The 10,813-nt window shown below is 69.1% G+C and carries 12 protein-coding genes and 1 pseudogene; 10 read left to right on the top strand and 3 right to left on the bottom strand.

Features of this window, described 5'->3' with window-relative positions:
- Window positions 1-52: 52 nt before the first annotated feature.
- The 4 genes and pseudogenes from ACWDTP_RS21020 to ACWDTP_RS21005 form a co-directional block, all read left to right on the top strand.
- Window positions 53-325: pseudogene (locus ACWDTP_RS21020) on the top strand (sulfate adenylyltransferase subunit CysD); the annotation flags it as partial.
- Window positions 326-388: 63 nt separating this feature from the next.
- The gene (gene cysC, locus ACWDTP_RS21015) at window positions 389-2,239 is read left to right on the top strand and encodes an adenylyl-sulfate kinase (RefSeq protein WP_450023246.1); all 1,851 of its coding nucleotides are present in this window, start codon (window positions 389-391) and stop codon (window positions 2,237-2,239) included.
- Window positions 2,236-2,976: a 3'(2'),5'-bisphosphate nucleotidase CysQ gene (locus ACWDTP_RS21010; RefSeq protein ID WP_450023244.1), complete on the top strand. Its 741-nt coding sequence runs from the start codon at window positions 2,236-2,238 to the stop codon at window positions 2,974-2,976. Before cysC ends, ACWDTP_RS21010 begins: the two co-directional genes overlap by 4 nt.
- Window positions 2,977-3,084: 108 nt before the next feature.
- The gene (locus tag ACWDTP_RS21005) at window positions 3,085-3,681 is read left to right on the top strand and encodes a cysteine hydrolase family protein (RefSeq protein ID WP_450023242.1); all 597 of its coding nucleotides are present in this window, start codon (window positions 3,085-3,087) and stop codon (window positions 3,679-3,681) included.
- Here the strand turns inward: ACWDTP_RS21005 and ACWDTP_RS21000 are convergent.
- Window positions 3,678-4,157: a nitroreductase family deazaflavin-dependent oxidoreductase gene (locus ACWDTP_RS21000; RefSeq protein WP_450023240.1), complete on the bottom strand. Its 480-nt coding sequence runs from the start codon at window positions 4,155-4,157 to the stop codon at window positions 3,678-3,680. The genes ACWDTP_RS21005 and ACWDTP_RS21000 overlap by 4 nt on opposite strands.
- A 72-nt stretch (window positions 4,158-4,229) precedes the next feature.
- Between ACWDTP_RS21000 and ACWDTP_RS20995 the strand changes: the two genes are divergently transcribed.
- Complete coding sequence (locus tag ACWDTP_RS20995; protein WP_450023238.1) at window positions 4,230-5,999, top strand: chloride channel protein; 1,770 nt, start codon at window positions 4,230-4,232, stop codon at window positions 5,997-5,999.
- Entirely contained in the window at window positions 5,996-6,427 is a 432-nt protein-coding gene (locus ACWDTP_RS20990; protein WP_450023236.1) for a hypothetical protein, read from the top strand. Before ACWDTP_RS20995 ends, ACWDTP_RS20990 begins: the two co-directional genes overlap by 4 nt.
- A 1-nt stretch (window position 6,428) precedes the next feature.
- On the opposite strand, the gene ACWDTP_RS20985 is transcribed toward ACWDTP_RS20990, so the two are convergent.
- Complete coding sequence (locus tag ACWDTP_RS20985) at window positions 6,429-6,818, bottom strand: MarR family winged helix-turn-helix transcriptional regulator (RefSeq protein ID WP_450023250.1); 390 nt, start codon at window positions 6,816-6,818, stop codon at window positions 6,429-6,431.
- Window positions 6,819-7,051: 233 nt separating this feature from the next.
- Between ACWDTP_RS20985 and ACWDTP_RS20980 the strand changes: the two genes are divergently transcribed.
- Window positions 7,052-8,239 (top strand): FAD-dependent monooxygenase, encoded by a 1,188-nt coding sequence (locus tag ACWDTP_RS20980; RefSeq protein ID WP_450023234.1) that lies wholly within the window; start codon window positions 7,052-7,054, stop codon window positions 8,237-8,239.
- Window positions 8,240-8,321: 82 nt separating this feature from the next.
- Window positions 8,322-8,792, top strand: a complete 471-nt coding sequence (locus tag ACWDTP_RS20975; protein ID WP_450023232.1) for an Rrf2 family transcriptional regulator — start codon at window positions 8,322-8,324, stop codon at window positions 8,790-8,792.
- A 38-nt stretch (window positions 8,793-8,830) separates the two neighbouring features.
- Here the strand turns inward: ACWDTP_RS20975 and ACWDTP_RS20970 are convergent, their stop codons facing one another.
- Window positions 8,831-9,214: a VOC family protein gene (locus tag ACWDTP_RS20970; RefSeq protein WP_450023230.1), complete on the bottom strand. Its 384-nt coding sequence runs from the start codon at window positions 9,212-9,214 to the stop codon at window positions 8,831-8,833.
- 55 nt (window positions 9,215-9,269) lie between these two features.
- Here ACWDTP_RS20970 and ACWDTP_RS20965 point away from each other — a divergent pair, with 55 nt between their 5' ends.
- Window positions 9,270-9,794, top strand: coding sequence for a GNAT family N-acetyltransferase (locus ACWDTP_RS20965; RefSeq protein ID WP_450023228.1), 525 nt, complete (start codon window positions 9,270-9,272; stop codon window positions 9,792-9,794).
- Window positions 9,794-10,810: a nitronate monooxygenase gene (locus ACWDTP_RS20960; protein ID WP_450023226.1), complete on the top strand. Its 1,017-nt coding sequence runs from the start codon at window positions 9,794-9,796 to the stop codon at window positions 10,808-10,810. The genes ACWDTP_RS20965 and ACWDTP_RS20960 overlap by 1 nt, the downstream gene beginning before the upstream one ends.
- Window positions 10,811-10,813: the final 3 nt, after the last annotated feature.

The raw sequence follows: 10,813 nt of genomic DNA, 5'->3' as shown, positions 1-10,813 counted from the left end.
GGCCTGCGGTGCGCGTAGTAGATCGCCGGCAGGCTGATGTCCTCGGCGCCGACGTAGGCCGGTGTTCTCCCGCGACGGGATGCTGCTGGCGGTGCACCCGTTCATGGCGCCCCGCGACGGCGAGGAGGTGTTCGAGACGAGCGTGCGGTTCCGCACCGTCGGCGATGTCACCTGCACCGGCTGCGTCGAGTCCACCGCGTCGACGGTCGAGGACATCATCGCCGAGACCGCGGTGTCGCGGTTGACCGAACGGGGCGCGACCCGGGCCGACGACCGCATCTCGGAGGCCGGGATGGAAGACCGCAAGCGCGAAGGGTACTTCTGATGGGGCGAGCGAAGCGACGGGGGAAATAGATATGGGGCGAGCGAAGCGACGGGGGAAATAGACATGGCGACTCTGCTACGCATTGCCACCGCCGGCTCGGTCGACGACGGTAAGTCGACCCTGATCGGGCGGCTGCTGTTCGACTCCAAGGCGGTCATGGAGGATCAGCTGGCCGCCGTCGAGCGCACCTCCAAGGAACGCGGCCACGACTACACCGACCTGGCCCTGGTCACCGACGGTCTGCGCTCGGAGCGTGAGCAGGGCATCACGATCGACGTCGCCTACCGCTATTTCGCCACGGCCAAGCGGAAATTCATCATCGCCGACACGCCGGGGCACATCCAGTACACCCGCAACATGGTGACCGGTACGTCGACCGCGCATCTGGCGATCGTGCTGGTCGATGCGCGCCACGGGCTGCTGGAGCAGTCCCGGCGGCATGCGTTCCTGGCCTCGTTGCTCGGTGTGCAGCACGTCGTGCTCGCGGTCAACAAGATGGACCTGATCGACTGGGATCAGCAGAAGTTCAACGACATCCGCGATGAGTTCCACGCGTTCGCCGCCCGCCTGGACATCCACGACGTCACCACCATCCCGATGTCGGCGCTGCTCGGCGACAACGTGGTCAGCAAGTCCGACAAGACTCCCTGGTATGACGGGCCGGCACTGCTGAGCCATCTCGAAGACGTCTACGTGGCCGGTGACCGCAACCTGGTCGACGTCCGGTTCCCGGTTCAGTACGTGATCCGCCCGCAGACCCACGACCATGCCGATCACCGCAGCTATGCCGGCACGGTGGCCAGCGGTGTGATGCGGGTGGGCGATGAGGTCGTCGTGCTGCCCAGCGGCAAGACCACCACGGTCACCGCGATCGACTCGCCGACCGGCCCGGTCGCCGAGGCGTTCCCGCCGATGGCGGTGTCGGTGCACCTGGCCGACGATGTCGACGTCTCGCGCGGTGACGTCCTGGCCCGGGTCAACAATCAGCCGCACGTGTCGAGCGAGTTCGACGCCATGATCTGTTGGATGGCCGACGGTTCGGCGCTGGAGCCGGGCCGGGAATACCTGGTCAAACACACCACCAGGACCACAAGGGCGCGGGTGGCCGAACTGGATTACCGTCTCGACGTCAACACGCTGCACCGGGACAAGTCGGCCACCGCGCTCAAGCTCAACGAACTCGGCCGGATCACGCTGCGCACCCAGCAGCCGCTGGCCCTCGACGAGTACTCCCGCATCGGCGCGACCGGATCGTTCATCCTGATCGACCCCGACACCAACGGCACGGTCGCCGCGGGCATGGTGCGCGACACCACGCCGGTGGCCAATCGGACCGCCAGCCCGAACACGGCCCGGCACCATTCGCTGGTGTGCGCCGAGGACCGGCTGTCGAAGGGGCGCACGGTCTGGTTCACCGGGCTGTCGGGTTCGGGCAAGTCGTCGGTGGCGATGCGGGTCGAGCAGCAGCTGCTCGAACGGGGTTGCCCGGCCTACGTTCTCGACGGCGACAACCTGCGCCACGGGCTCAACGCCGATCTCGGCTTCTCGATGGCCGACCGGGCCGAGAACCTGCGCCGGCTGGCCCATATCGCCACGCTGATGGCCGATTCCGGTCTGACGGTGCTGGTCCCGGCGATCAGTCCGCTGACCGAGCATCGCGACCTGGCCCGCAGCGTGCACGCCGACCAGGGCTTCGACTTCTTCGAGGTGTTCTGCGACACCCCGCTGGAGGACTGCGAGCGGCGGGATCCCAAGGGGCTCTACAAGAAAGCCCGCGCGGGCGAGATCACCCACTTCACCGGTATCGACAGCCCGTATCAGCGGCCCAAGGATCCCGATCTGCGGCTGGTGCCCGACCGCGACGTCGACGAGCTGGCGCAACAGGTCATCGACCTGTTGGATGGTCGGCGATGAACGACCACGAACTGGCCGCCCGCCTGGCCACCCGGGCCGGTGACCTGCTGCTCGACGTCCGCGCCGATTTCGCCGACGTCACCGTCGAAGAACGTAAAGCCGCGGGGGACAAGCAGTCCCACGATTTCCTGATGGAACAGCTGTCGGAGCAGCGACCCGGCGACGCGGTCCTGTCCGAGGAGGGCTCGGACGAGGACAGGGCCGACCTGGCACGGCTGAGCGCCGAGCGGGTCTGGATCGTCGACCCGCTGGACGGCACCAGGGAGTTCTCCGAACTCGGCCGCGACGACTGGGCGGTGCACGTCGCGCTGTGGCAAGCGGGCGAGCTGGCCGCTGGTGCGGTCGCCCTGCCCGCCCAGAACACCACGCTGTCCACCCCCGAGGTGGCCGCGCCGCGCGCCTTCGACGGCCCGCCCCGGATCGTCGTCTCACGCACCCGCCCGCCTGCGGTGGCGCTGGCCGTGCGGGAGGCCCTCGACGGCACGCTCGTCGAAATGGGTTCGGCCGGTGCGAAGGTCGCGGCGGTGATCCGTGGCGTCGCCGACGTGTACGTGCACGCCGGCGGCCAGTACGAATGGGATTCGGCGGCGCCGGTCGCGGTGGCGCGGGCGGCCGGCCTGCACACCTCGCGCATCGACGGATCCCGGTTGCGTTACAACTCGACCGATCCCCGGCTGCCCGATCTGGTGGTGTGCAGGCCCGAACTGGCCGAGCAGGTCCTGGCCGTCACCCGTTAGCATCCGCGAGTTCGACGAAACCGTTGCCAGAGATGGCTTTTCGCGACGGTTACGTCGAATTCGGCGAAGCCTGGTCGCCGGCCGCCCCGGACCAGTAGGCTGGCTCACGTGACCCGTCCTACATTGCGCGAACTCAACGGTCTGCCCGCCGCTCCGGTCCGGCTTGCCGAGTCCGCCCTGGTGCTGATCGACTGCCAGAACACCTATACCCAGGGCGTCATGGAACTCGAAGGAGTGCGGGCCGCCCTCGACGAGACGGCCGGGCTGCTGGACCGGGCCCGCTCCGCGGGTATCCCGATCATCCACATCCAGCACTCCGGCGGTCCCGGATCGCCGTATGACATCGACGGGGAGAGCGGCGCGATCGTCGACGCGGTGGCCCCCCGCGCCGGTGAGCCGGTGGTGGTGAAGAGCTACCCGAACTCGTTCGTGCAGACCGATCTTCAGCAGCGGTTGCAGGAGAAGAACGCGTCGAACCTGGTGCTGGCCGGCTTCATGACACATATGTGCGTCAACTCCACCGCGCGGGGAGCCTTCAACCTCGGCTACGCGCCCACCGTGGTGGCCGCCGCGACCGCGACCCGGACGCTGGCCGGCCCGGACGGTGCCGCGGTGCCCGCGCTCGCCATGCAGTCGGCGAGCCTCGCCGCGATGGCCGACCTGTTCGCCGTGGTGGTGCCGGTCGCGGCCGACATTCCGGACTAGCGTTTCACGAACCGCACGAACGGGATTCGCTGACCCGCGGCCCGGAAATCGGCCTCCGACCCGTCGACCGAGAAGCCCATCAGGCGGGGTAGCAGATATTTGGCGAGTAGCCGGTGCTCCGTCGCGTACCTGCCGAAGATGTCGGCGCCCTCGTCCTGGTCGAGCGGCGTTGCGGTGACCGGTAGCGTGTGCCCGCCGACCTGGATCGTGACGTCCGGGGTGTGCAGCACGTTGCGGTACCACGCCGCCTTGGGTCCCCACCCGGAGGCGACGACGAAGCTGCCGGTTTCGCGGTCGTGGTCGACGACTTCGAGTACCACCTCGCGTTCCTTGCCCGTCACCCGCCCGATGTGGTGCAGCACCATGATTCGGTTGCCGAACAGCCGGCCCAGCCCGATCCGGTACAGCTGAATCGGCGCCCGGTACAGCAGTCTGCTCAAACCCTTTGGCGGGTGGACGTCCTTGATGATCTTCACGATTGCCGTCCCTTCAGGGGCGATGCCGACCCCGATAGTTAAACGCTACTGCAATTATTGCATACTGCAACAGTGCTGACTCGCGGTAACCCCAGGCTCGCGTCACCATGGCCCCTGATCCTGCGCTGGTTGCGAGGGGGTTCGTCGGCACTGGTCCCGTTGGCGATTGTGGTCGGCGCGGTCACCGGCCTCGGTGCGGTGGCATTCCGCTGGCTGATCACCACGTTCACCCGGATGTTCACCGGATACGACGACTACTCCGACCTTGGGCGGGTGGACAGCGCCCACTGGCCCGGGTTGGGCCTCTGGTTTCTGCTGTTGGCTCCGGTGGTTGCCGGGGCGATCTACGGACCCGTCGTCCATCGATTCGCCCCCGAGGCGCGCGGGCACGGCGTTCCCGAGGTGATGTTCGCGGTCGGCCGCCGCGGCGGCCGGATCGCGCCGCGGGTGACGCTGGTGAAGGCGTTGGCCTCGGCGCTGTGCATCGGCGGGGGTGGATCGGTCGGGCGTGAGGGTCCGATCGTGCAGATCGGATCGGCGGCCGGTTCGACCGTCGCGCAGTTGCTGCGGCTGGACGTCACGCGGGTCCGGCTGTTGGTGGCCTGTGGTGCGGCGGGCGGAATTTCGGCGACCTTCAACACCCCGCTGGCCGGGCCGTTCTTCGCGATGGAATTGATCCTGCGCGACTTCGCCGCCGAATCGTTTGGCGCCGTGGTCCTCTCGAGCGTCACCGCCGCCGTGGTGGGTCGGGCACTGCTCGGTGACGAGCCGTTCCTGGATCTTCCGACGTTCGCGGTCCGCGGACCGATGGAGTACCTGCTGTACATCGCGCTGGGAGCGCTGGTCGGGCTCATCGGCGTGGCGTTCTCGAAGGTGCTCTATCTCGTCGAGGACGTCTGCGACTGGGCCTGGCGCGGTCCCGAGTGGGCCCGCCCCGCGGTCGGGGGAATCCTACTTGGCGCGCTCCTGATCGCGTTGCCCCAGATGTACGGCGTCGGCTATCCGGTACTCGAGAACGCGGTCGAGGGTCGTTATCTGATCGGAATGTTGCTGTTGCTGATGGTCGGCAAGATGTTCGCGGCCAGCCTGACCATAGGAATCGGTGGGTCCGGCGGTGTGTTCGCCCCGACCTTGTTCGTCGGCGCCATGGCGGGCACCGCATTCGGCACCGTCGTGCACGGCCTGCTGCCCACCGCGACCGAATCGGCAGGCGCGTACGGGCTGATCGGGATGGCCGCGGCGTTGGGCGGGGCCACCAGGGCCCCGATCACCGCCGTGATCATCCTGTTCGAACTGACCGGTGAGTATTCGATCATCCTGCCGTTGATGGCCGCGGTGGCGATCGCCGCAGGCACCGGGCGACTGCTGTCGAGGGAGACGATCTACACCGCGAAACTGTGGCGCCGCGGCGTCGACCTCGAGGTGCCGCCCGGTCCGGCGTTCACAGCCGCGCAGATCGCCGAGCCCGCACCGGAACCCCTGTCGGAGAACGCAACCATGGATACCGCCGCGGCCGCGTTCGCGTCCGCGCGGGGTGGATTGTTGCCCATCCTCGCGGCGGACGGCGGCTACCGGGGCTGTATATCGGCCGGGGACCTCACCGCAGCGCTCGGCGAGCCCCGGCCGCCCGACACCGTCGCGAACCTGGTGTGCCAGACGCCTACCATCGATATCGATGCGGAGTCCGAGGACATCCTGGCCGCACTGTCGGGCCGCGGCGCCACCGGCCTCCCGGTGACAGCCGCCGATGGAGCCGAGCTCGTCGGCTGGATCACCTACGAGTCCGTGATCGGCCGGCTGCATCCGGCGACCGGGCGCGGCCAGGGAGAGGTGACCCCATGAGTATCGTCCGGATTTGTCGGATACCCGCCGCAGTCGGCATTTTCGCCGTCCTGGCGATATCGGTCGTGGGATGTGGGGACCGTGACGGGTCCGCCACGCCCGCTCCGACGGCATCCGCGGCCTCGGCGCCGATTCTGAACCCGTACACCGCAGAGCATCTCGTCAAGGCCATCGCCGATGCCGGACTGCCGGTGCCCAACCCGCGTGAGGTCACCGAACGGCAGTGCCAGGGCATCGGCTGCACCGCCGATATCGAGACCGATACCGTCTCGGTGATCACGTTCCCCAACACCGGGCGGGCCGAACTCCATGCCGGTGTCACGCCCGGCGCCTATCAGATCGCGAACGTGGTCATGACGTTCGCGCCGTCGGTGGCCCCCGAGCGTCGGGGCGCCTACCGGTCGGTGCTCAGCCGCCTGGTCGGCTGACTCACAGGTCGCTGTGGTCGGGAGGCTCCCCGCCGGCCGCGGTGAAGGCGGCCAGCGCGGTGACCAGTCCGCGCCGCTCGCGGACCGGCATCGCCTCGACCACCCGGGCGATCTCGGACCGGCGCCGGTCGGTCACCGTGTCCACGACCTCGCGTCCCCGCGGGCTCAGTTCCACCAGCAGTTCGCGACGTGAGTTCGGATGCGGCCTGCGGTCGATCAGGCCGGCGGTGACGAGTCGTTCGACCATCCGGCCGATGGTCGAGGGCTGAACGTCGAGCAGTCCGGCCACCGTCGCCAGGTTCGACGGTCCGCGGGTGGACAGGATGACCAGCGCGCGGAACTGGGGGACCGTGATCGACTCGTCGACCTCGGCGATCGAGCGCGCCGACATCGCCACCAACAGCCGCGATGCGGTGACCAACGCATCGGTGATCACATCCACCGACTCGTCGATCGTCGCCTCATCTCCGGCGCTCACCGGCTCACCTCTCGATCACACCCGTCGATTACCTCTCGGGTATACCAGCACCGACGCGGACTCATTCCCTCGACATAGACAGTTGCACAGAGCTATTGTTGCCGTAGGCAAATTCTTTGTGATCCCCCGTCGCCGAGGAGGGTGGGATGTCGAAGGCGGTCATCTGCGGAGCGGGCATCGCCGGTCTGGCGGCGGCCAACGCACTGTCGCGGCGCGGCTGGCAGCTGGTGCTGGTGGAGCGGGCGCCCGGGCCCCGGTCGCAGGGCTACATGATCGACTTCTTCGGCCTCGGATACGACGCCGCGGAGGCGATGGGTCTGCTGTCCGCGATCGACGAGATCGCCTGCCGTATCGACGAGATCGAGATGGTCGACACCCAGGGGCGCCGTCGCGCGGGGGTGTCCTACGCGCAGTTCGCCGAGGCGGTCGGCGGCCGGCTGCACAGCGTCATGCGGCCCGACCTGGAAAGGGTGCTGCGGGAGCATTTGCCCGCCGACGTCGATCTGCGGTTCTCGGCCGGGGTGGCGGATCTGGCCGACCGTGGCGACTCGGTGACCGTCACCCTCGACGACGGCTCGACGGTCGACGCCGACCTGGTGATCGGGGCGGACGGGGTGCACTCGACCGTGCGGTGCCTGGCCTTCGGTGAGGAATCGAAGTTCCTGCGGTACTTGGGGTTTCACACCGCCGCCTTCGTCGTCGACGCTCCCGAGATCTGCGCGGAGATCGGCGGACGTTTCGTGCTCACCGACGCCCACCGGCGCCAGATGGGCCTCTACGCCCTGCGCGACGGCCGGATCGCGACCTTCGTGGTGCATCGCAGCCCCGACCCGGCACCACCCGAGGACGTGTACGCCACGTTGCAGGACACCTACAGCGACCTCGGTTGGATCATCCCCGAGGTGCTGGACCGCTGCCCGCCCGCGGCCGATGTGTATTACGACCAGGTGGCTCAGATCGTGCTGCCGAGGTGGAGCGCCGGCCGCGTCGTCATCCTCGGGGACGCGGCCTATGCGGTGTCGCTGCTGGCCGGCCAGGGCGCGTCGCTGGCGGTGGCCGGGGCATACGTGCTGGCCCGCGAGCTGGAGCGGTCGCAGACCATCGACGAGGCGCTGGTGGCGTACGAACGGATCTGGCGCCCGGTGGTCGAGGACAAGCAGCGCGTCGGCCGCGGAGCGGCGGACTGGTTCCTGCCCAAATCCGCGGTCAAACTGTGGATCCGCCGCCTGGCCCTGCGCACCGCGCACATTCCGCTGGTCTCCAATCGGATCGGCGGGATCCTGGCGGGCAAGCCGACCGCAGTCCTGTCCACGCTCACCTCGCAGTCCCACTGAAGCCCCCACCGCCTGGCCCGATCGCGCCGCGCCACCCCGGTAGGGCGTCGGCCCGGGTTGCTCAACTGGCAGAATCCACCCCATGCGGATGTCGGCGAAGGCGGAGTACGCCGTCCGCGCCATGGTGCACCTGGCCACGATCGGCGACGGCGAACTGGTCAAGACCGACGATCTCGCCAAGGCCCAGGGCATACCCGCACAGTTCCTCGTCGACATCCTGTCCGATCTGCGCACCGACCGGCTGGTGCGCAGCCACCGCGGCCGCGACGGGGGCTACGAACTGGCGCGCCCCGCAGGCCGGATCAGCGTGGCCGATGTGCTGCGCTGTATCGACGGGCCGCTGGCCAGCGTGCGCGATATCGGCCTCGGCGATCTGCCCTACTCCGGGCCGACCGCGGCCCTGACCGATGTCTGGCGGGCGCTGCGGGCCAGCATGCGCTCGGTGCTCGAGGAGACCAGCCTGGCCGATGTGGCCGCCGGAACTCTGCCCGCGCACGTCACCCGGATGGCGGGCGCCTACCTCGACCAGGAAGAGCGGCGCGGGCACGGCTAGTCCGGCCGATTTCGCAGGGCGCCAGCAGCTTTCGCCGATCAGCCCCCGTACGGTCGGGTGATGATCTCCAGATAGTGCCCGGACGGGTCCTGGAAGTACACGCCACGGCCGCCGTCATTGTGGTTGATCTCGCCGGGCCGGGCGCCGTGCGGATCGGCCCAGTGCTGCATGCCCCGGTCGCGGATCCGCCCGTAGATCGCGTCGAACTCATCCTCGGAGACCAGAAACGCGTAGTGCTGCGGGTGGATATCCGCATCGGCAGGGGCCTGGGCGTAATCCAGGCTGACGCCGTGGTTGAGGGTGACCGCCAGAAACGGGCCGAATTCCTTGGCGCTGGGCAGGCCGAACAGTTCGGTGAAGAAGACCGCGGACTCCTGCCGGTCTTTCGAAGCGACGATGGTGTGGTTAAAGGTGATCGCCATACCCGCCCAGTAAACCCGCGTGCGAGTGCCGTTGCCAACGGTGCAGGATGAGGGCATGCCCAACGCCGCCGTTCTCACCGGTCCGCGGGTACGTCTGCGGGCACCTGTCGTCGACGACGCCGAGGCGCTGTTCACCCGCGTCGCCACCGATCCGGAGGTCACCCGCTATCTGTCCTGGCGTCCGCACCCCGACGTCGGTGAAACCCGGCGGGTGATCATGACGTTGTTCAACGCCGGGGACGAACAGACCTGGCTGATCGAGGTGGACGGCGAGGTGGCCGGACTGTGCGGGCGGCGCAGGCCGCAACCGCACGCCGTCGAGCTGGGCTACTGTCTGGGCCGCCGGTGGTGGCGCAGGGGATTGATGTCGGAGGCGGTCGCGCTGCTGATCGACGACCTGCGCGAGGATCCGTCGGTCTATCGGGTCTCGGCGTACTGTCACGTCGACAACGCCGGATCGGCCGGCGTGCTGCGCAGCTGCGGACTGGTCCTGGAGGGCCGGCTCGCTCGCTACGGCAGTTTCCCCAATATCAGTGCGGAGCCGCAGGATGTCCTGCTGTTCGGAAAGGCAGTGCGGTAATGGGCACATTCGATCTTCGGGCGTTGCGCAGGCCGGTGGTGGTGGCGCCGATGGCCGGCGGGCCGTCGACCCCGGAGCTGGCCGCGGCGGGCAGCGCTGCCGGCGGGCTCGGTTTCCTCGCGGCCGGCTATCTCAGTGCCAAGGCACTCGGTGAGCGGATCGATGCGGCGCGCGCGTTGACCACCGAAGCCCTCGGGGTCAATCTTTTTGCGCCACAGCCGAGTGCGGGGACCGCCGCCGGGATCGAGGCCTACGCGGCTGCGCTGGCCGACGAGTCCGGGCGCTACGGTGTGGCGCTGGGCGAACCGCGCTACGACGACGACGCGTGGGCGGCCAAGCTCGACGTCGTGCACGATCTGCACCCCGAGGTGGTCTCGTTCACGTTCGGATTGCCCGACGAGCGGGAGATCGCGCGGTTGCGCGGCGCGGGGATCACCACCGTGGGCACGGTGACCACGCTCGACGAGGCGCGATCGGCGGTGGCTCGCGGCGTGGACGCCGTCGCGGTGCAGGGCCCGGCGGCGGGCGGTCACCGCGGCACCTTCGACCCGGCCGCCCAACCGGCCACCGAGCCCCTCGACGAGCTGCTGGCGGCCGTGCTGGCCGCCGTCGACGTCCCGGTCGCCGCGGCGGGCGGGTTGGGAACCGCCGAGCAGGTTGCGGCCGTGCTGGCCGCGGGTGCCGCGGCGGCCCAGCTCGGCACCGCGTTCCTGCTCGCCGACGAGGCAGGCAGCAGCCCCGTGCACCGGGCCGCGCTGCAGAGCCCCGAGTTCACCGAAACGGTTGTCACCCGGGCGTTCTCCGGCCGCTATGCACGCGGTCTGCGCAACCGGTTCATCGTCGAACACGACGCAGAGGCGCCGTTCGGCTATCCCGAGATCCACTACCTGACCAGCCCGGTGCGCAAGGCGTCGGTGGCCGCCGGTGACCCGCATGCCACCAACGTGTGGGCGGGCACCGGCTTCCGTAACACCAGGACCGGCCCGGTCGCCGAGATCATGGCGGGCCTGACCTGAGTC

Source organism: Mycobacterium sp. NPDC003449 (assembly GCF_053588415.1).
Note: the sequence above shows the minus strand (reverse complement) of the source record. Positions and strands in the feature narration are given on the sequence as shown.